Annotated in this window: 19 protein-coding genes; 11 read left to right on the forward strand and 8 right to left on the reverse strand. The window is 74.3% G+C overall.

Annotated features, from left to right (window positions below):
- From ACLQ2N_RS25105 to ACLQ2N_RS25115, 3 genes are read left to right on the forward strand one after another with little or no spacing between them, the layout of a single operon-like run.
- Entirely contained in the window at positions 1 to 2,196 is a 2,196-nt protein-coding gene (locus tag ACLQ2N_RS25105) for an ABC transporter permease subunit (protein WP_425816402.1), read from the forward strand.
- A complete protein-coding gene (locus ACLQ2N_RS25110; RefSeq protein ID WP_425816403.1) occupies positions 2,193 to 3,035 on the forward strand; it encodes an ABC transporter ATP-binding protein in 843 nt (280 codons plus the stop codon). Before ACLQ2N_RS25105 ends, ACLQ2N_RS25110 begins: the two co-directional genes overlap by 4 nt.
- A 9-nt stretch (positions 3,036 to 3,044) precedes the next feature.
- A complete protein-coding gene (locus ACLQ2N_RS25115; protein ID WP_425816404.1) occupies positions 3,045 to 3,773 on the forward strand; it encodes an ABC transporter ATP-binding protein in 729 nt (242 codons plus the stop codon).
- A 36-nt stretch (positions 3,774 to 3,809) separates the two neighbouring features.
- Here the strand turns inward: ACLQ2N_RS25115 and ACLQ2N_RS25120 are convergent, their stop codons facing one another.
- Positions 3,810 to 5,027: an FAD-dependent monooxygenase gene (locus tag ACLQ2N_RS25120; protein ID WP_425816405.1), complete on the reverse strand. Its 1,218-nt coding sequence runs from the start codon at positions 5,025 to 5,027 to the stop codon at positions 3,810 to 3,812.
- Positions 5,028 to 5,456: 429 nt separating this feature from the next.
- Here ACLQ2N_RS25120 and ACLQ2N_RS25125 point away from each other — a divergent pair, with 429 nt between their 5' ends.
- The 6 genes from ACLQ2N_RS25125 to ACLQ2N_RS25150 are packed head-to-tail and all read left to right on the forward strand — an operon-like array spanning position 5,457 to position 10,674.
- A complete protein-coding gene (locus ACLQ2N_RS25125; protein ID WP_425816406.1) occupies positions 5,457 to 6,839 on the forward strand; it encodes a hypothetical protein in 1,383 nt (460 codons plus the stop codon).
- A gap of 2 nt (positions 6,840 to 6,841) precedes the next feature.
- A complete protein-coding gene (locus tag ACLQ2N_RS25130) occupies positions 6,842 to 7,270 on the forward strand; it encodes a roadblock/LC7 domain-containing protein (protein WP_425816407.1) in 429 nt (142 codons plus the stop codon).
- A 23-nt stretch (positions 7,271 to 7,293) separates the two neighbouring features.
- Positions 7,294 to 7,620, forward strand: coding sequence for a DUF742 domain-containing protein (locus tag ACLQ2N_RS25135; protein WP_425816408.1), 327 nt, complete (start codon positions 7,294 to 7,296; stop codon positions 7,618 to 7,620).
- Positions 7,598 to 8,224 carry a GTP-binding protein gene (locus ACLQ2N_RS25140; RefSeq protein WP_425816409.1) on the forward strand — a complete coding sequence of 209 codons (627 nt, stop codon included), beginning with the start codon at positions 7,598 to 7,600 and terminating at the stop codon, positions 8,222 to 8,224. The genes ACLQ2N_RS25135 and ACLQ2N_RS25140 overlap by 23 nt, the downstream gene beginning before the upstream one ends.
- Positions 8,221 to 9,432, forward strand: a complete 1,212-nt coding sequence (locus ACLQ2N_RS25145) for a cytochrome P450 (RefSeq protein WP_425816410.1) — start codon at positions 8,221 to 8,223, stop codon at positions 9,430 to 9,432. The genes ACLQ2N_RS25140 and ACLQ2N_RS25145 overlap by 4 nt, the downstream gene beginning before the upstream one ends.
- Before the next feature lie 9 nt (positions 9,433 to 9,441).
- Positions 9,442 to 10,674 carry a cytochrome P450 family protein gene (locus ACLQ2N_RS25150; RefSeq protein WP_425816411.1) on the forward strand — a complete coding sequence of 411 codons (1,233 nt, stop codon included), beginning with the start codon at positions 9,442 to 9,444 and terminating at the stop codon, positions 10,672 to 10,674.
- Here the strand turns inward: ACLQ2N_RS25150 and ACLQ2N_RS25155 are convergent.
- Together ACLQ2N_RS25155 and ACLQ2N_RS25160 are read right to left on the reverse strand one after the other, a co-directional pair.
- Complete coding sequence (locus ACLQ2N_RS25155; RefSeq protein ID WP_425816412.1) at positions 10,622 to 10,870, reverse strand: CDGSH iron-sulfur domain-containing protein; 249 nt, start codon at positions 10,868 to 10,870, stop codon at positions 10,622 to 10,624. The two genes, ACLQ2N_RS25150 and ACLQ2N_RS25155, sit on opposite strands and share 53 nt — an antisense overlap.
- The gene (locus ACLQ2N_RS25160; protein WP_425816413.1) at positions 10,854 to 11,540 is read right to left on the reverse strand and encodes a HemK2/MTQ2 family protein methyltransferase; all 687 of its coding nucleotides are present in this window, start codon (positions 11,538 to 11,540) and stop codon (positions 10,854 to 10,856) included. Before ACLQ2N_RS25160 ends, ACLQ2N_RS25155 begins: the two co-directional genes overlap by 17 nt.
- 239 nt (positions 11,541 to 11,779) lie before the next feature.
- On the opposite strand from ACLQ2N_RS25160, the gene ACLQ2N_RS25165 reads away from it, so the two are divergent.
- Positions 11,780 to 12,658 (forward strand): SDR family oxidoreductase, encoded by an 879-nt coding sequence (locus ACLQ2N_RS25165; RefSeq protein ID WP_425816414.1) that lies wholly within the window; start codon positions 11,780 to 11,782, stop codon positions 12,656 to 12,658.
- An 8-nt stretch (positions 12,659 to 12,666) separates the two neighbouring features.
- Here the strand turns inward: ACLQ2N_RS25165 and ACLQ2N_RS25170 are convergent, their stop codons facing one another.
- The 3 genes from ACLQ2N_RS25170 to ACLQ2N_RS25180 are packed head-to-tail and all read right to left on the reverse strand — an operon-like array spanning position 12,667 to position 16,652.
- Positions 12,667 to 14,229, reverse strand: coding sequence for a phytoene desaturase family protein (locus ACLQ2N_RS25170; protein ID WP_425816415.1), 1,563 nt, complete (start codon positions 14,227 to 14,229; stop codon positions 12,667 to 12,669).
- 30 nt (positions 14,230 to 14,259) lie between these two features.
- Positions 14,260 to 14,715 (reverse strand): SRPBCC family protein, encoded by a 456-nt coding sequence (locus ACLQ2N_RS25175; RefSeq protein WP_425816416.1) that lies wholly within the window; start codon positions 14,713 to 14,715, stop codon positions 14,260 to 14,262.
- Between the two features lie 35 nt (positions 14,716 to 14,750).
- Entirely contained in the window at positions 14,751 to 16,652 is a 1,902-nt protein-coding gene (locus ACLQ2N_RS25180; RefSeq protein WP_425816417.1) for an alkyl/aryl-sulfatase, read from the reverse strand.
- 180 nt (positions 16,653 to 16,832) lie between these two features.
- Here ACLQ2N_RS25180 and ACLQ2N_RS25185 point away from each other — a divergent pair, with 180 nt between their 5' ends.
- On the forward strand, positions 16,833 to 17,111 hold the full coding sequence (locus ACLQ2N_RS25185; protein WP_425816418.1) for a metal-sensitive transcriptional regulator: 279 nt from the start codon (positions 16,833 to 16,835) through the stop codon (positions 17,109 to 17,111).
- Positions 17,112 to 17,126: 15 nt separating this feature from the next.
- On the opposite strand, the gene ACLQ2N_RS25190 is transcribed toward ACLQ2N_RS25185, so the two are convergent.
- Together ACLQ2N_RS25190 and ACLQ2N_RS25195 are read right to left on the reverse strand one after the other, a co-directional pair.
- The gene (locus ACLQ2N_RS25190) at positions 17,127 to 17,441 is read right to left on the reverse strand and encodes a hypothetical protein (protein ID WP_425816419.1); all 315 of its coding nucleotides are present in this window, start codon (positions 17,439 to 17,441) and stop codon (positions 17,127 to 17,129) included.
- Positions 17,442 to 17,462: 21 nt separating this feature from the next.
- Positions 17,463 to 18,104, reverse strand: coding sequence for a class I SAM-dependent DNA methyltransferase (locus ACLQ2N_RS25195; RefSeq protein ID WP_425816420.1), 642 nt, complete (start codon positions 18,102 to 18,104; stop codon positions 17,463 to 17,465).
- Between the last annotated feature and the right edge of the window lie 79 nt (positions 18,105 to 18,183).

The following is an 18,183-nucleotide window of genomic DNA, read 5'->3' on the forward strand; positions in this document are numbered from 1 at the left end:
ATGGATCTGCTCGATGCCCACCTCGTGCCGGCGGTGGACGGCGTGGCCTACGGGCTGCTGCTGTTCGTGGTCGCCGCCGGCCTGAGTCTCGCGTTCGGCACGGCCGGCGTACTGAACCTCTCGCACGGCATGCTGTACGCGATCGGCGCCTACACCGGCGCCGAGCTGAGCGACGGAACATGGGGCGGCCTCGCCCTCGGGCTCGCCGCCGGAACGGCGGCCGCGGCCCTCGCCGGGGCGGGGCTCTCCGCCGCCACGGTTCCGCTCGCCCGGCGTGGGCATCTGGCCCAGGCCCTGCTGACGTTCGGAATCGCCCTCGTCGGCGGGGACCTGCTGATCCAGTTCTTCGGCGCGGACGAACTGCCGGTGCGCGTCCCCGGCGCGCTCGACTCCTCGGTCCACCTGCTGGGCCACCGCTACCCCGCCTACCGGCTCTGCTTCATCGCCATGGCCGTCGTCCTGGCGGCCTTCGGTACGTGGGTGCTCACCCGGACCCGGGTGGGCGCTGCGGTACGCGCGTCGGCGGACGACCCCCAGATGCTCGCCGCCACCGGCCACAGCCCCCGGGCCGTGCACACCGGGGTGCTCGCGGCGGCGGGTGCGCTGGCCGGTGCGGCGGGCGTGCTCGGGGCGCCGATCATCGGCCCCGGGCCCGGCACCTCCGAGAACGTGCTGATGCTCTCCCTGGTGGTCGTCGTCCTCGGCGGGCTGCGCTCGCTGTGGGCGACGTTCGCCGCGGCGGTCGCCGTGGGCGAGGTCCAGACCCTGGGCGTCTCGGTGCTCCCGGACCTGGCGCCGTACCTGCTGTTCGCCGCGATGGCGGCGGTCCTGGTGTTCCGCTCCCGGTTCGCGGAGCCGGAGGCGCACGAGGAGCGGGGCCCCTCCTCCGATCCGGTCTCCCGGCTGCGCCGGCTCCTCGCCGCCCGGTGGGAGAACCGGCCGCGCGCGGCAACCCCCGCTCCGGCGGTCCCGGGGTGGCTAGGGCGTGTTTCGAAAGTCCCGCCTGTCCGGCGACGCCTGGCACTTCCCCAAGCTCTCAACTCCGTTCGAGCAGGGGAGGCCCCATTGCTCGCCGCGTTGTCGGGACCACCCCGATACACCCAGTATCGGGGCGACCCTCCGCCTTGCGATCGCACGCACCAGACGCCGCCGGACCCGCCCTACGGGCGGACGGCGCTACTTTCGAAACATGCCCTACGGGCCTGGCTGCACGCGGCCGGGTGGCGGCAGGCCGTCCCGCTGCTCGTCCTGCTCGCCGTCCTGTTCGCGCTCCCGGGGATGCTCGACTCGTACAGCATCTCGCTCGCCGGGTCCGCCCTGGCGCTCGGGCTGCTCGCGGTCAGCGTCACCGTCCTGACCGGGTACGCCGGTCTGCCCACGCTCGGGCAGACCGCCCCGTTCGCCGTCGGCGCGTACGCCACCGCCAACCTGGCCGACGCCGGGTGGACGGTGGGCCCGGTCCAGATCGTGCTGTCGGCGCTCGCGGCCGCCGTCTTCTCGGCGGTGACCGGACCCGCGGTGATCCGGGCCCGGGGCACGACCGTGCTGATGATCACGCTGGCCGTCGGCGAGCTGACGAGTGCCGTGATCAACCAGGTCAAGTCCGTGACCGGCGGCGCCGACGGGCTGGTCGGCTTCCCGGCCACCCGGGCGCTGTGGGGCGGCGAGGGCATGACCGAGGAGCGCGAGCTGTACGTGTACGCGGCGGTCGTCGCGGTCGTCGCCGTCGCGCTCACCCTGCTGGTGCTGCGCTCCCCGGCCGGCAAGCTGCTGACCGGGACCCGGGGCGCCGAGGCGCGGATGCGCGCGTCCGGGCACCCCGTGGGGCGCTATCTGCTGGTGGCCCACGTCTGCGCCGGTGCGCTGGCCGGGGTGGGCGGCTCGCTGATGGTCACCGTGCAGCAGTACCTCTCCCCCGCCGACGTGGGCTTCGAGATCGCCGCGTTCGCGCTCCTCGCGGTCGTCATCGGCGGTACGACGTCGGTCATCGGCGCCCTGCTCGGCGCCGGGCTGATCGTGTTCACCCGGGACTGGGTGGCCGGCTCCTGGCCGGGCCATGGGCCGCTGCTGCTCGGGGCGCTGTTCATCGCCGCCGTGTACCTGCTGCCGCGCGGTCTGGCCGGTCTGCGCACCGTCGTCGGCCGCCCCGCTTCCGCCGCCCCCACCGTGCCCCCCGCCGGGAAGGTCTCGCCATGACGCCCGCAACCGGAACGACCCCCGCACCCGAGGCCGGACAGCCGGCCCCGGTGCTGGACCTCGACCACCTCACCCGCAGGTACGGCAGCCTCACCGCCGTGGACGACGTCGCGCTGCGGCTGCCCCCGGGCGCCCGGCACGCCGTGATCGGCCCCAACGGCGCCGGCAAGACGACCCTGCTCAACCTCATCGCCGGCACCGACCGGCCCGACCGGGGCACGATCGCGCTGAACGGTGCGGACGTCACCCGGGCGTCCACCGCGAAGCGCAGCCGGCTGGGCATCGCGCGCAGCTTCCAGCAGCCGTCCGTCATCGGGGAGCTGACGGTGCTGGACAACATCGTGCTGGCCGGCTGGGCGCACCATCCGAAGCGCCGGGGCGCCTGGCGCAGCCCGTCCCGCTACCGGCTGCACACCGAATCGGCGGGGCGGCACCTGGAGACCGTGGGGCTCGCGCACCTGGCGCACCGGCCGGCCTCCGAGCTCTCGCACGGGCAGCGCCGCATGCTCGACCTGGCCGCGGCCCTGGCGGGCGATCCGCGCCTGCTGCTCCTGGACGAGCCGGCGGCCGGGCTGACCGACGCCGACATCGGCCGACTGCTCGACATCCTCGGGGCGTTGCCCGAGAGCGTGGCGGTCGTGCTGGTCGAGCACCACGTCGAGGTCGTCGCCCAGGTCGCCACATCGGTCACCGTGCTGGCGGCCGGCCGGGTGCTGGTGACCGGTCCGACCGGGGAGGCGCTCGCCCACCCGGAGGTGCGCGACGCGTATCAGAACACGGCGCCGGTGTCCGGTGAGGCGCCGGACCTCGTCGCCCGCAGCCCCGAAACGAGAGGATGACCGACCCCGATGCTCGAACTCACGGGCCTGACCGCGGGCTACCACGGCGGCACGGTCCTCCACGGCCTCGACCTGTCCGTGCCCGCCGGTACGGTGCACGCCGTCGTCGGCCACAACGGCGCGGGGAAGACGACGCTCGTCCACACCGTCGCCGGTCTGATGCGCCCGGACGCGGGCACCGTACGGCTGGCCGGCCGGGACCTGACGGGGCAGCCGGCGCACCGGATCGCCCGCGCCGGGATCGGTCTCGTGCCGCAGGGCCGCCGGGTCTTCGCGAACCTCAGCGTCGCGGAGCACCTGCGCCTTGCGCACCGTCCGCCGCGCCGGGGCGACGCCTCGCGGCCGAGTGTGTGGACGCCCGAGCGGGTCCTCGATCTGCTGCCGAGGCTGGGTGAGCGCCGGGGCAACCGGGGCACGGACCTGTCGGGCGGGGAGCAGCAGATGCTGGCCCTGGCCCGGGCGCTGCTCGGTTCGCCGAGCGTGCTGCTGCTGGACGAGCCGACGGAGGGGCTGGCCCCGGCCCTGGTCCGTCAGGTGCACGACCTGGTGACGACGCTGGCCGCCGAGGGCATCGCCGTGCTCCTGGTGTCGCCGAGTCCGGCGACGGCGGCCGGGTGCGCGGACACGCTCACGGTCCTGACGTCGGGCCGGGTGGCGCTGCGACTGGACGGGGCGGAGGCCCGCAAGGACCCGACGGCCCTGCACGCGGCGCTGGAGCTCGCACCCGCGGCGTCCTGACGGGCGCGAGGGGGCGGTGCCCCCTCGCGCCCGTGGTCAGTTCGCCTTCAGGCTGTGGCCGCCGAAGCCGCTGCTGCGGTCGGAGCCGCTGTTCTGGTCCTGCCACCAGGCGTCGAACCCGGTCTGGTGCATGGCCGGCCAGTCCGGGGTGTTCTCGACCTGGGTGCTGCCCATGCGGCGGGCGAGGGCCACCATGGCGGAGCCGACCGGGCCGCGCCCGGCGTCGTACCGGTCCAGCACGTCCTTCCAGCTGTCCCCGGCGGTCCAGGCCGCCTCCAGCGCGGTCGCGTCCTGGAGCGCCTTCACGCTTCCGGCGCCGACGTGCGGGCGGGCGACGCTGGCGGCGTCGCCGACGAGTGCCATGCGGCCCGAAGTGTAGTGCGGGACGACCAGGTCGTAGATGGGCTGGATGAACGTGGTCTCGGCGGGCGTGCCGAGCACCTTGTCGGCCCAGAAGGGCGGGAAGTTGCCGGCGACGAGGGCGCGCAGCCAGTCGGTCAGCTCGGCGTTGAGGCGGCCGGGCGGGAGTGAGGTGGGGGTGCGCAGGTCCGGGTGGAGGCCGTCGGTCTGCGGGGGCGTGGTGTAGAGCACCCAGTTGAGGCGGTGGCCGCCGGTGCCGTCCGGGATGCGGTAGATCATGCAGTGGCCGCCGGGGAAGACGATGTTGTGGGCGTCGAGCCCGTCCGAGGGCAGCCCCTCGACGTCCTCGGAGGCGCCGCGCCAGCCGATGTATCCGGCGTACTCGGGGCTGATGCCGGGGAACATGGCCTCGCGGACCACGGAGCGGTAGCCGTCGGCGCCGATGACGAGGTCGAAGCGTTCCTCGTGGCCGTCGGCGAGCCGCAGCGTCACCCCGTCGTCGCCCGGCTCCACGGCGGTGACGACGGCTCCGGAGCGGTAGTCGACGCCCTCGGGCACCCGGCTGCGCAGCTCGCTCCACAGCGAGCCCCAGTTGTAGGCGCGGAAGGGGAACGGCTGCCGCCCGAAGCCCCGGCCGTGCGGCGCGTCTCCGTCCCGTACGCTCCACACCCGCCGGGTCAGCGGCGCCCAGGGCATCTCGGGGGCGACGTATCCGGCCTCTCTCAGCTCCTCGTAGCGGTCGCTCTGGAGGGCGATTCCGACGCCCCGGTCCCGGAGTTCGGCGTCGGCGCGCTCGAAGACGGTGACGCGGTCCGCTCCGGCGCGCGACACGGCCAGGGCCGCGGCACACCCCGCTATGCTCCCGCCGACCACGGCGATGCTGCCTCCACGCATGACTGGCTCTCCACTCACTTGATGTCCCGGCTCGATGTTCCGGCCGTCCGCCCGGCCACTCCCCCGCCGGGGCCCCGGCGCGGACGTACGCTCGCGCGGGCGCTGGTCGGCCCGCACCTCGGCGGTCGCGGGCCCGCACCGAATCCTACGAGGGGCGTTCGGCGCGCCAGCGGCCAGGTGGTTCCACTTTTCGGCCACCGATACATCGTCAACAATCTCTTTCTGCACGTGCCTTGGTCATTTCTGATTACTGTTCTGTCATGTCCCCATCGCCGGTCACCTGCTCAGCGGCCCGCCCGGCGGCCGGTTTCGGCACCGGCCGCGACGCGCTCCGAAGACGCCTCGCCTCCCCCCGCCTCAGCTGACCGCGCGGGCTCCGGCGCCCGCGCGGCCGGTGGAACCGCCCCCCATGATCTCCGCGAGGACCCCATGACTGAACCGATAGTGATCCTGCTCGCGCTGGCGGCGGGGGCCTGCGCCTCGCTGTGGTTCCTGCGCCGGGCCCGCGCCGAGAAGCGCCGGGCCGACGAAATCCGGTCACAGCGCGATCAGTTGACTCAGCAGATCCGGGCGGCCGAGCAGTACGTGGCGCACATCGCCCAGAGCGTCGTCCAGGCCGCAGCCGCCGAGGCGCGGAGCGGTCGCCCCTACCCACTGGATTCGGCCATCCCGCCCCAGCTGGCCCACACCCAGCTCGCCAACGGGCTGACTGCGCTGGCCGATCAGGTGCGCTCCGCGATCACCATGACGGCCCGCCTCACGCAGAACGCCGCCGAGGAACAGCTCGCCCAGGCAAGGGTGGAGACGGAACGTCAGGTGGCCCGGGTCCGCCAGGAGTCGGTGGACACGGCTCGGGCGGCGGTACGCGCCTTCGCGTCCAGTACCGTGCACCGCGCGGCGAAGCTGAGCAGCACGATCAGCGCCGGGGTACGGCGCCACGTGTCGGACGACGCGTACGCGACGCTGGTCGAGATGGACCACCTGGCGCAGCAGATGCTGCTCACCGCGTCCGGCTACGGGGTCCTGGCCGGGGACAAACTGTCGCGGCGCTGGCCCGCGACGACGCTGACCGATGTGGTGCGCACCGCCATGGGCCGGGTCGAGGGCTACCAGCGCGTCCGGCACACGGATCTGGAGTCCTTCGCGGTGCGCAGCCGGTCCGTGGAGGCGGTCGTCCACACCCTGGCGGTGCTGCTGGACAACGCCCTGCGCTACTCGCCGCCCAACGCCCTGGTGCACGTCTCGCTGGAGCACGGGGCGAACGCGGCGTTCCTCGTCGTGGACGACGCCGGTCTCCGGATGGAGGACGAGCGGCTGACCTGGGCCCGCGAGGTGATGTCCGGCGAGCAGCGGGACGACATCACACGGCTCGGCGCCTACCCGCAGACGGGTCTGCGGGTGGCCTCGGTCCTGGCCCACCAGTACGGCTTCCGCGTCGAGCTGACCGCGCCGAACCTGTACGGGGGCACCCGCGCGATCATCGTGCTGCCGCAGGAGCTGCTGACGACGCCGGGGCCGTCCCGGCCGGCGGCCGCGCAGTCGCTGCCGACGGCCCGGAAGGCCACCGCCCCCCTGGCTGCCCCCGAGCCGGAACCCGCGCCCGGTCCGGCCCCCGGTCCGGCTCCCGCCCCGGCGACCACGGCCGGCGGGCTCACCGTCCGCCGCCGCGGGACGCGGCCCGCCACCGCAGCGCGGCCGGGCCCCGAACCCGAGGTCGAGCCGGGCAGGCCCGCGGTGGCCGCCGCCTGGATGGCGGGCAGCCGCCGCAGCCGGGACGACCAGAACACCCCCCGTACGGACGAAGGACGTTGATCATGTCGGACACGCACGCGAACACCCTGGGCTGGCTGCTGGACGAGCAGCTCGGAACGGTGGAGGGCGTCCGGTACGCCGTGCTGATGAGCGGCGACGGACTGCTGAAGGCGCGGACGCGCACCATCAGCCAGGAGGACGGCGAGAAGCTGGCCGCCCTGACCGCGTCGCTGCGCGCGTCGGGCCGGGCCTGGGACGAGTTCACCGGCGGGCAGGGGGTGCGCCAGCAGCTGATCGAGTCCGTGTCGGCCATCGGGCTGACGACCGCGGCCGGGAACCACACCATGCTGTCCGTCGTGACGACGGGTCCGCACGCGGACGTCGGCCTGATCAGCCACCACATGGCCCTGCTCGTCGTCCGCCTGGGCGAACAGCTGGGCACGAGGGAGCGCACCCCGGTACTCCGGCCGGACGGGGGCCCCGCCGCATGAGCGGCCCCCGGCACGATCCGGACATGGTCAGGCCCTACGTCCGTACCGGCGGGCGGGTCCGCCCGGACCGGGATGTACGCCTGGAGAGCGTGGTCGTCGCCGCGCCGGGCCCGGCCGGTGAGCTGGGGCCCGACGCGCGGCGGGTGATGAGCCTGTTCGCGGTGGGCCGGGGCGGTCTGGCGGTCGCCGACATCGCCGCCGCGCTCCAGCTGCCGCCCTCCACCGTCCGGATCATCGTGTCCTCCCTGATGGACAGCGGCCATCTGGCCGGCCCCGCACCCGCCGCGGGTGACCAGCCCCGAAACGACATCCTCCAGAAGGTGCTCGATGGACTCCGAGAACTGGTCTGACGCCTCGAACGGCGTCTCGTACGTGCCGGCCACGGTGACCCAGTCCGCCAAGATCGTGATCGCCGGTGGCTTCGGCGTCGGCAAGACGACCTTCATCGGCAGCGTCTCGGAGGTCCGGCCGCTGCGGATGGAGGAGCCGATCACGGAGGACAGCGCCGGCGTGGACGATCTGCGCGGGGTGCCGGACAAGACCACGACGACCGTGGGCATGGACTTCGGCCGCATCCACCTGGCCCGCGGCGCGCTCGCCCTCTACCTGTTCGGCCTGCCCGGCCAGGTGCGGTTCCAGCCGGTGTGGGAGGACCTGGCCCACGGCGCGCTCGGCTGCCTGGTGCTGGCCGACACGCGCGACCTGGACGCGAGCCACGAGGCGCTGGGGCTGCTGGAGGACCAGGGCATCCCGTACGCGGTCGCGATCAACGTGTTCCCGGACGCGCCCGGGTACGGCCTGGACGAGATCCGCGAGGCCCTGGCGCTGGACCCGGAGACGCCCCTGACCACCTGCGACGCCCGTGACCGCACCTCCTGCGTGTACGCCCTGATCACGCTCACGGAACACCTCGCCGCGCAACGTTCGGCCCTCTCCCTGGAGCCCACGCCATGACGTCCCCCACCACCACCCTGCCGTCGGCCCCGTCGGGCCGGGTCGCGCTCTACGACCCGGCCTACGCCGCCGACCCGCACGCCGCGCACGAGCGGATGCGGGCGGCGTACGGGCCGCTGGTGCCCGTCGAGCTGTCCCCGGGCATCCCGGCGACCCTGGTGATCGGGTACTTCCAGGCCCGGCGCATCCTCAACGACCCCCTGTACTTCCCGCACGACCCGCGCGTCTGGCAGGAGCGGGTGCCGGCCTCCTGCCCGGTGCGGCCGATGATGGAGTGGCGGCCCAACGCCCTGCGCAGCAGCGGCACCGCGCACGCCCGCTACCGGACCGCCAACACCACCGCGATCGACGCCGTGGACCAGCACGAGCTGCGGGCCCGGGTGGAGGAGCTGGCCGCGGCCGCGATCGCGGACTTCATCACGGCGGGCCGGGCCGATGTGCTCACCCAGTACGCGTGGCCGATCGCCTTCCGCGTCCTGAGCTCCCTGCTCGGCTGCCCCGACGAGATCGGGGCGCGCATCGCCGACGGGATGTCCCGGATCTTCGAGGCCACGGACGCCCAGCGGGGCAACGAGATCCTGGGCCAGGCGGTCGCCGACCTGGTCGAACTGCGCCGGCGCCACCCCGCCGACGACATCACCTCCCGGCTGCTCGGCCACGCGGCGCAGCTGACCGACGAGGAGATGGGCCACCAACTGGTCACGCTGTACGGGGCGGGCATCGAGCCGCTGACCAATCTCATCGCCAACACCCAGCTGAAGATCCTCACCGACGAGGAGTTCTCCGCCGGGCTGCACGCCGGGCACTCCACCGTGCGGGACGCGCTCGACACCGTCCTCTACACCGACCCGCCGATGGCGAACTACTGCATCACCTACCCGCCCTACCCGGCGGACATCGACGGGGTGCTGCTCCCCGCCCACCAGCCGGTCATGATCTCGATGGCCGGCTGCAACAACGACCCGGCGATCGCGCGGGCGTCCGGCGGCATCGCGGGCAACCGGGCCCACCTGGCGTGGAGCATCGGCCCGCACACCTGCCCGGCGCGCTCGCACGCGTACCTGATCGCGGAGACCGCGGTCACCTGTCTGCTCGACGCCCTGCCCGAGATGGACCTCGCGGTCCCGGCCGCGGAACTGCGCAGGCGCCCGGGCCCGTTCCACCGCGCGCTGGAATCGCTCCCCATCGTCTTCCACGCCTCCCACTGAAGGAGTCCCATGTCCGAGCAGCCGATCCTCGTCCTCGACCCCGCGGGCACCGACCGCCACGCGGAGTACCGGGCGCTGCGCGAGCGCGGTCCCGCCACCCGCGTCGACGTCCTCGGGGTCACCGCGTGGTCCGTCAGCGACCCGGTCCTCCTGAAGGAGCTCCTGACCAGCTCCCAGGTCTCGAAGGACGCCCGGGCGCACTGGCCGGCGTTCGCCGAGACGGTGGCCACCTGGCCGCTCGCCCTGTGGGTGGCGGTGAACAACATGTTCACCGCGTACGGCGGCGACCACCGGCGGCTGCGCCGGATGATCGCCCCGGCGTTCAGCGCCCGCCGCGTCCAGGACCTGCGCGTCTCGGTGGAGAAGATCGTCTCCGAACTCCTCGACGGCCTCGCCGACCGGCCCGCCGGCGAACCGGTCGACCTCCGCACCGAGCTCGCCCACCCGCTGCCGATCGCGGTGATCGGCCGGCTCATGGGCGTCCCCGAGGACCAGCTCGACGGCTTCCGCTCCACGGTCGACGGCGTCTTCGACACCACCCTCACCGTCGAGGAGGCCACCGCCAACACGGCCGCCCTGTACGAGGCGCTCGGCCGGCTCATCGCCTCCAAGCGGGACCGGCCGGGCAACGACATGACCTCGCTCCTGCTCGCCACCCGCGACGACGAGGGCGACGGCGGACGCCTCAGCGAGGAGGAGCTGCGCGACACGCTGCTCCTGATGATCTCCGCCGGTTACGACACCACGGTCAACGTGATCGACCAGGCGATCACCGCACTGCTGACCCACCCGGAACAGCTCGCCCATCTCCGCGAGGGCCGCGCCGACTGGAACGACGTGGTCGAGGAGACTCTGCGCCACGAGCCCGCGGTCAAGCACATCCCGATGCGCTTCGCCGTCTCGGACATCCCCCTGCCCGACGGGCGGAAGATCGCCCGGGGCGAGGCGATCCTGGTCTCCTTCGCCCCCGCCAACCGCCACCCCGACTGGCACGGCGAGACCGCCGACGACTTCGACGTGACCCGCACCGCCAAGGACCACCTGGCGTTCGGCCACGGCGTCCACTTCTGCCTCGGCGCCCCGCTGGCCCGCCTGGAGATCGCCGCCGCCCTGCGTCAGCTCTTCGAGCGCTTCCCCGAGATCCGTCTCGCGGTCCCCGCCGAGGACCTCCTGCCGCTCCCGTCGCTGATCAGCAACGGCCACCAGGCCCTTCCGGTCCGCCTTCACCCGGCGGAGGGCTGACGGGCCGCCGGTGACGGCGGTGGCTGGTGTCGCACCAGGGGTACATCCGGCTCCGGCGGCAGGTGCAGACGGCCACGACGAAGCGGTCGGAGGTGACGGTCGAGCCGTCCTCCCGGACGATCTCGACCGGCCCCTCGATCAGCACGGGGCCGCCCGGCTCGATGGAGAGGCGGCGGGGTTCAGGGGCGTTCGGCACGGATGACCACCAGTTCCTCGGTGTCGTCGTGAGGGCCGAGCAGTCCCTGTGCGCGGAGCCACGGCAGCCGCTCGGTCATGACCGGCCCGAAGGGTACGGAGGCCCGGCTCGTCACCGCGGCGCGCAGGCCGCTCGCGGTCAGCCGGGCGAGGGTCTCCTCCACGCCGCACAGCCCGGAGTGGACGAGGAGCAGCACGCCGTTCGGGTGGAGGGCGTCGTGGGCGTGGGCGCAGATCCGGTCCAGGGCCTGCCGGCCGCCGCGCCCGGCGTCCCAGGCGACCTCGGGGCCGTGGGCGCGGGCGCGGCGGGTGTGCGGGGCGGGGACGTACGGGGGGTTGCTCACGATCAGGTGGAAGCGCCGGCCGCCCACGGGGCCGGTGAGGTCGCCGCGCAGCACCCGGACGCGGTGGCCGGCGCGGGCGGCGTTCAGGCGGGCGGTCAGGACGGCCCGCCGGGAGATGTCGATCGCCCAGACCCGGGCCCCGCCCCGCGCCGCCAGCAGGGCCAGTGCGCCGCTGCCCGTGCAGACGTCGAGGACGTCCATGCCCGCGGCCGGGCCCTCGGCCCGGAGCGCCCGCGCCAGCAGGTGGGTGTCGGCCTGCGGGGCGTACACCCCGGGCAGGGTCCACAGGCTGCCCAGGTCGGCGGGCGGTGCGGCGGTAGTCGTCATCCGGATCCTCCATGAGGGGGAAGGCGGTCCTCTTCTCACCGGCGCGGGCTCATCCAGTCCAGCGTGGCCGGGCCCGCCCCCCGCCGCGACCCGAGCGGCGGTCCCCCGCCTCCTGCCCCGCCCCCGCGGCCGCATGCGGGGCCGCTCCCGCCGCGCACATCCGGCAGCCCCGGGTGACCATGGCCGGAACAGGGCGCTCGGGGCCTGTCCGACCATTCCCGTCACCGCGAAGGAGTCCCGTGACTGACCGGAAGCACCTGCTGAGCGGCCGTACGGCCGTGGTGACGGGCGGGGCGCGCGGCCTGGGCAAGGCCGTGGCCCGGGAGCTGGCCGCCCGGGGCGCCCGGGTGGCCCTGCTCGGCCTGGAGGAGGAAGCGCTCGCCGGGGTGGCCGGCACGCTCCCCGCACCCTCCGGGCACTGGCACGTGGACGTCACCGACGACGCGGCGATGGCCCGCGTCGCCGACGGGGTACGCCGTCGGCTGGGCCCCGCCTCGGTGGTCGTCGCCAACGCGGGCGTGGCCGAGGGCGGGCCGTTCGCGGAGTCCGACCCGGCGAGCTGGCGGCGCGTGATCGAGGTCAACCTGATCGGCAGCGCGGTCACCGCCCGGGCGTTCCTGCCCCAGCTCCTGGACACCCGGGGGCACTACCTCCAGATCGCCTCGCTGGCCTCCATGGGGGCCGCGCCCATGATGAGCGCGTACTGCGCCTCCAAGTCGGGCGTGGAGGCCCTGTGCCACTCGCTGCGCGCGGAACTGGCGCCGCGCGGTGTCGGCGTGGGCATCGCGTACCTGAACTGGATCGACACCGACATGATCCGGGACGCCGACCAGTACCCGGTGCTGCGGGAGCTGCGCGCCCACATGCCCCCGCCGGCCCGGAAGACCTACCCGGCGCCCTACGTGGCCCGGCGCGTGGTCGCCGCGATCGAACGGCGGTCGCCTTCCGTGTACGTCCCCGGCTGGCTGCGCGGCGTCCAGGCCGTGCGGGCCGGGCTGCCGGGGGTGGTCGCCCTCGCGACCCGCAAGGAGCTGAACCGCTCCGAGTTCACGCCCACGGGCCTGCTGGGGGCCGGGGGCCGGGCGGCCGGGTCGGCGGGCCCCGCGCGGCGGGACTGACCCGCGCCTCAGCGCCGCAGACGCCTGCGCAGCGCCGCGCGCGCCGCGTTGGCGCCGGGGGCGCCGTGCACCCCGCCGCCGGGGTGCGCCGAGGCCGAGGCGAGGTACAGACCCCTGACCGGGGTCTCGGGCCGGCCGGCGCCCGGGGTCGGGCGGAACACCAGTTGCTGGTGCGCCGACGCCGTCCCGCCGTTGATCGCACCCCCGTAGAGGTTGGCGTCCATGGATTCGATGGTCGGCGGTGCCAGCAGGCGGCGGGCCTTGATGCGGGAGCGGAAGCCGGGGGCCCAGCGCTCCACCTCCTGCTCCATGCGGTCGGCCATGGCCTCCTGCTCGCCCCGGTCCCACCGCCCGGTCAGCCCGTCCTCCCCCGCGTCGCCCTTGATGCGGTGCGGGACGTGGGTGTAGGCCCAGGCGGCCTCGGTGCCGGCCGGTGAGCGGGTGGCGTCGGCGGTGCTCATCTGCCCGAAGAGCAGGAAGGGCCGGTCCGGCACCTGTCCCGTGGCGATCTGCGCCGTGAAGCGGGTGAGGCCGTCGACGCCGTCCGCCAGGTGCACGGTGCCCGCCGTGGTGGCCGCGCGGGCGGTCCAGGGCACCGGGCCGTTCAGCGCCCAGTCCACCTTGAACGTCGCGAAGTCCCACTGGAAGCGGCGCAGGTCGTCCAGGAGCCGGCCGGGCAGGTGCCGTGCGTCGACCAGTCGGCCGTAGAGCGCGGGCGCGGACACGTCGGCGAGCACGGCGCGCGACGCGGGCACGGCCTCGCCCTTCGCGGTGCGTACGCCGACGGCGCGTCCGCCGCGTACGACGACCTCCGTGACCTGCTCCCCGCAGCGGAGCACGCCGCCGTGCCGTTCGAGCCGGCGTACCAGGGCCGCCGTGAGCGCGCCCGCGCCGCCGACGGGCACCGGGAAGCCGTAGGTCTGCCCGAGCATGGACATCAGCCATCCGAAGCCGCCGCTCCCGGCCGCCTCGGGGCCGAGGTCGGCGTGGAGTGCGGTGCCCGCCAGCAGAATCCTGGCCGCCTCGCCGCCGAACCGCTCCTCGCCCAGACGGCGCACGGGCAGCAGCAGGGTCCGCGCCAGGCGCAGGCCGTCGGCGGCCCGGAGCCGGGCGGCGAGGCGGACGCCCGAACGCACCGGCGGGAACGGCGTGAAGAGGGCGCCCAGCACGTCGCGGCGCACCCGGTCCCAGGTGGCGCACAGCTCCAGCCACGCCGCCCCGTCGCCCTCGGTGAACGCGTCGAGGCCCGCCGCCGTGTCCCGCGCGTCGTCCTCCAGCACCGCGCACCGCCCGTCCGGCAGCGGGTGCGCCAGGACGCGGGGGGCGCGCGACCAGCGCAGCCCCTCCTCCCGGAGGTCGAGCCCGCCGATGACCGGGGAGGCCGCCGCCAGCGGGTAGAACGCGCTGAACAGGTCGGTGACGTAGTCGGGGTGCACCCGGCGGTCGCTGCGCACCGCCCCGCCGGGCTCGGGCTGGGCCTCCAGGACCTCGACGCTCCACCCGGCGGCGGCGAGCAGGTTCGCCGCGACGAGACCGTTGGGACCCGCTCCGATGACCACGGCGTCCGGCATCGGTGCCTCCAGGGGGATCACGGAAAGGGGTCAGACCGCTTCGCGGGCGCCCTTCGGGGCCGCGGCGACGGTCTGCGCCAGCCGCGCGAGCACGCTGCGGTGACGGAGCTGGATCACGGCGTCGATGGCCGTGTTGTGGAACGTCCCGGCCGGACCGCGCAGGGGGTGTTCGTCCAAGGTGACCAGGGCGTTGTCGCCCCACTGCCGCACTTCCAGGGCGATCCGGGCGGTGCCGATCCGGCCGCTGTCGGCCTCCAGCTCCAGCACGTGCGGCGCCTCGCACCGCCGGACGATCGTCCGTCCCCGCACGGACCACCGGCCGATGCCCAGGGTGTACGTGAGGCTGGCGCCGACCTCCGGCCAGGTGCCGCGGCGGGGGCGGGAGTCGGAGGTCCCGACCACCCAGTCGCTGTAGAGCGAGGGGTCCGCGAGGACCCGCCAGACATCTGCCACCGTGGCCTCGATCAAACGGTGTCGTACCGCCATCGGTCCTCCTGTCGTCGTGGGTGCGGGTCTGCCGATCAGGGGGTGACGATGGCGAAGTCCGGGTCCGGGGCGTCGAGATACCCGAGCAGTTCGATCAGCCGGCCGGCGTCCCCGGTGACCTCGACGCCGGGGCGGGCCGCGAGGTCGCCGGGCTGCACCGCGCCCACCAGGACGTCCCGCAGGTCCGCCTCGGTCAGCGCGAAGGCGACGTCGGGCTCGCCCGCAGCGGGTCCGGTGCCGGTGACGTGGGTGAGGACGCCGTTGCGCAGCCGCATCGTGAGGGGCTCGCTGCCTGCGATGTCCCAGCGGACGGTGATGTCCGCGTCCCAGGCGCGGGGGCCGTTGACCCGGATCGCGACCGAGTCGACCAGTTGGTCCAGGGTGAGGGCCGCCAGGACGTCCGGTGCGACGGTGGAGGTGGGGGTGCCGACCGAACCGTGGCGCAGTTCCAGGGCGCCCATCAGGTAGAAGTTGCGCCAGGTCCCGTTCTCGCAGCCGAAGCCGAGCTGTTCCAGCGCGTCTGCCTGGAGGGCGCGTGCCCCCCTGTTGTCCGGGTCCGCGAACACCACGTGGTTCACGACCTCCGCCACCCAGCGGTAGTCGCCGTCCTCGAAGGACTGCCGGGCCCTGCGCAGGACTTCCTCGGCGCCGCCCATGAACTCCACGTACCGCTGGGCGCCCTCGGTCGGCGGGTGCTGCCACAGGTGCGCCGGGTTGCCGTCGAACCAGCCCAGGTAACGCTGGTAGATCGCCTTGGCGTTGTGGCTGACGGAGCCGTAGTAGCCGTGGGTGTGCCAGGCCCGTTCCAGGGCCGGCGGCATCACGATCTCCTCGGCGATCTCCGGGGCGGTGAGTCCCTGGTTGAGCATCCGCAGGACCTGGTCGTGGAGGTACGCGTACAGGTCGCGCTGCTCCGTGAGGAAGGCGATCACGCGCTCGCGGCCCCAGACCGGCCAGTGGTGGGAAGCGAAGGCGAGGTCCGACAGCCCGCCGAAGAGATCGATCGACTCGGTGAGGTAGCGGGACCACACGTGCGGGTCGCGGACCACGGCTCCGCGCAGGGTCAGCAGATTGTGCAGGTTGTGCGTGGCGTTCTCCGCCATGCACAGGGCGGAGAAGTCGGGGAAGTGGATGTTCAGCTCAGCCGGCGCCTCGGTGCCGGGGGTGAGCTGGAAGACCATGCGGATGCCGTCGACGGTCTCCTCCTGGCCGGTGCGGGTGATGTCCACCGTCGGGTGAATCAGCCCGACGACACCGGTCGAGAGGGTCTGCCCCAGCCCCGCACCGATCTGGCCCTGCGCGCCCTTGGGCAGCGCGGCACCGAACATATAGGCCGCGCGACGGTTCATCGCAGTGCCCGCGTAGACGTTCTCGCTGACAGCGTGTTCCAGGAACCCCTGCGGGGCGAGGACAGGCACACCGCCCGCCACGTCCTCGTCCGTCAGCACCCCGCGCACCCCGCCGAAGTGGTCCGCGTGGCTGTGGGTGTACAGCACGCCCGTGACCGGCCGGTCCCCCCGGTGGCTGCGGTAGAGGGCGAGGCCGGCGGCGGCCGTCTCGGCGCACACCAGTGGGTCGATGACGAAGACACCCCGTTCGCCCTCGACGATCGTCATGTTGGACAGGTCGAAGCCGCGTACCTGGTAGATGCCCTCGGTGACCTCGAAGAGCCCGTGCTCGGAGCAGAGCCGGCTCTGCCGCCAGAGGCTCGGGTTGGCGGTGTCCGGGCACTCCTGGTCGAGGAACCCGTAGGCTTCCAGGTCCCAGACGGCGCTGCCGGTGGCGTCGCGGATCACCGGGTCCTGCGCGGTGCCCATGAAGCCGCGCCGGGCGTCCTCCAGGTCCTGGGTGTCGTCAAAGGGGTAGTCGCGCCGGACCGCCTGGTGGGCCCGGGCGATGGTCTGTTCGGCGGGCTTGATCTCCGTGTCCTGCGGCATGTCGGTCTCCCTCGCGGCGGTGCCCGGCCCTGCGGGGCCCGGGCACCGCCACCCTCACCCGGCCTGCGGGGCCCCACAAGCGGGTGTACGCCGTACGGGTCGCCGAACGGGGTAGAATATACCCCTGGGGGTATAACCCTGACCGAGGCCGTACCCGAGGCCGTGCACGTGGGAGGAACCGTGGAGCTGGACATGGCGGCCGACGAGCTGAAGTCGGTGCTCAACCGGCTGAAGCGGGCTCAGGGCCAGATCGCCGGGATCGTCAGGATGATCGAGGAGGGCCGGGACTGCGAGGACGTGATCACGCAGCTGGCGGCCGTCTCCCGCGCCCTGGACCGGGCCGGTTTCGCCATCATCGCGACGGGCCTCCAGCAGTGCATGGCCGACGGCGACCGGGCGGTGGTGGACCGGGACCGGATGCGGGCCCGTCTGGAGAAGCTGTTCCTCTCCCTGGCCTGAGCGGCGCCGCCGCCGTTACGTCAGCGCGTCGGCCAGCGTGAACGCGGCGACCCCGAGCAGCTCCCAGGCGAACAGCCGTTGCAGGCCGCCCCCGGCCTCCCGTGCCGCCAGCCGCCTGACGTCCCACGCACCCGGGATCGCGGCGCCGGTGAACGGGGCCGCCACCGCCCAGTGCATGCCCGCCGCGCCGCCGGAGCGCCGCAGCATGCGCACCGCGGCGAGGGCGGCGAGTGCGGCGACGACCGCACGGCCCTCGGCGTCGAGCAGGGATGCGGCGATCGCCGCGCGCGTCCCGCCCGCGCAGTGCACCCACACCTCGCCGTCCGGCACCTCACCGGACCGCTCCCCGCGTTACGCCTTGCGGGCGAGCAGGTGCACTTCCTGGAACTGCCGCCGGTCGTCCGGCCGGGGCTCGCGCACCATCCGGGCCGTCTCGGTCAGCCCGTGGGCCCGCAGCAGACCGGCGAGGTGGTCGGGCGACCACCGGTAGGCCGTCGCGACGGCGTGGTCGAAGGACTGCGTGGGGCGGTCGGGCCCGTCGGTGGCGGAGAAGCCGATGAGGAGGTGGCCGCCGGGTGCGAGGACGCGGCCGAACTCGGCCAGGACGGGCGGGAGTTCCGCCGGCGGGGTGTGGATCACGGACCACCGCGAGAGGACACCGGCCAGGGAACTGTCGGCGATGTCGAGCGCGGCCATCGACCCGGTGTCGAACCGCAGCCCCGGGCAGGCCGTCCGGGCCAGCTCGATCATGGCGGGCGAGGCGTCGACGCCGAACACGTCGAGCCCCAGCCCGGCGAGGTGGGCGGTGACATGGCCCGGCCCGCAGCCGAGGTCCGCCACCCGCCCGCCCGCACCGACGGCCTCGGCGAAGACGTCCAGCATCGCCCGGTCCAGCGGGCTGTCGCGCAGTGAGTCGCTGAACAACCGCGCGTACAGCCCGGCGGCGTCGTCGTAGGCGGCACGGGTGACGGAGAAGGCTTCGTGTTCGACCATGGCGGCGAGGGTAGCGCCCGCAACGGGGTTCCTGGACGGGCCCGTCCGACGGGCAGGGGCCTCCGCCGGGGGGAACGAA

Source organism: Streptomyces sp. DT224 (assembly GCF_049844595.1).
GTDB lineage: Bacteria > Actinomycetota > Actinomycetes > Streptomycetales > Streptomycetaceae > Streptomyces.

Bases quoted from the DNA above. Each gene is read 5' to 3' on its own strand.
- ACLQ2N_RS25175 (WP_425816416.1), bottom strand. From the start codon at position 14,715: ATGGCGGTACGACACCGTTTGATCGAGGCCACGGTGGCAGATGTCTGG.
- ACLQ2N_RS25135 (WP_425816408.1), top strand. From the start codon at position 7,294: ATGGTCAGGCCCTACGTCCGTACCGGCGGGCGGGTCCGCCCGGACCGG.
- ACLQ2N_RS25170 (WP_425816415.1), bottom strand. From the start codon at position 14,229: ATGCCGGACGCCGTGGTCATCGGAGCGGGTCCCAACGGTCTCGTCGCG.
- ACLQ2N_RS25120 (WP_425816405.1), bottom strand. From the start codon at position 5,027: ATGCGTGGAGGCAGCATCGCCGTGGTCGGCGGGAGCATAGCGGGGTGT.
- ACLQ2N_RS25150 (WP_425816411.1), top strand. From the start codon at position 9,442: ATGTCCGAGCAGCCGATCCTCGTCCTCGACCCCGCGGGCACCGACCGC.
- ACLQ2N_RS25125 (WP_425816406.1), top strand. From the start codon at position 5,457: ATGACTGAACCGATAGTGATCCTGCTCGCGCTGGCGGCGGGGGCCTGC.
- ACLQ2N_RS25130 (WP_425816407.1), top strand. From the start codon at position 6,842: ATGTCGGACACGCACGCGAACACCCTGGGCTGGCTGCTGGACGAGCAG.
- ACLQ2N_RS25110 (WP_425816403.1), top strand. From the start codon at position 2,193: ATGACGCCCGCAACCGGAACGACCCCCGCACCCGAGGCCGGACAGCCG.
- ACLQ2N_RS25180 (WP_425816417.1), bottom strand. From the start codon at position 16,652: ATGCCGCAGGACACGGAGATCAAGCCCGCCGAACAGACCATCGCCCGG.
- ACLQ2N_RS25105 (WP_425816402.1), top strand. From the start codon at position 1: ATGGATCTGCTCGATGCCCACCTCGTGCCGGCGGTGGACGGCGTGGCC.
- ACLQ2N_RS25115 (WP_425816404.1), top strand. From the start codon at position 3,045: ATGCTCGAACTCACGGGCCTGACCGCGGGCTACCACGGCGGCACGGTC.
- ACLQ2N_RS25145 (WP_425816410.1), top strand. From the start codon at position 8,221: ATGACGTCCCCCACCACCACCCTGCCGTCGGCCCCGTCGGGCCGGGTC.
- ACLQ2N_RS25160 (WP_425816413.1), bottom strand. From the start codon at position 11,540: ATGACGACTACCGCCGCACCGCCCGCCGACCTGGGCAGCCTGTGGACC.
- ACLQ2N_RS25195 (WP_425816420.1), bottom strand. From the start codon at position 18,104: ATGGTCGAACACGAAGCCTTCTCCGTCACCCGTGCCGCCTACGACGAC.
- ACLQ2N_RS25140 (WP_425816409.1), top strand. From the start codon at position 7,598: ATGGACTCCGAGAACTGGTCTGACGCCTCGAACGGCGTCTCGTACGTG.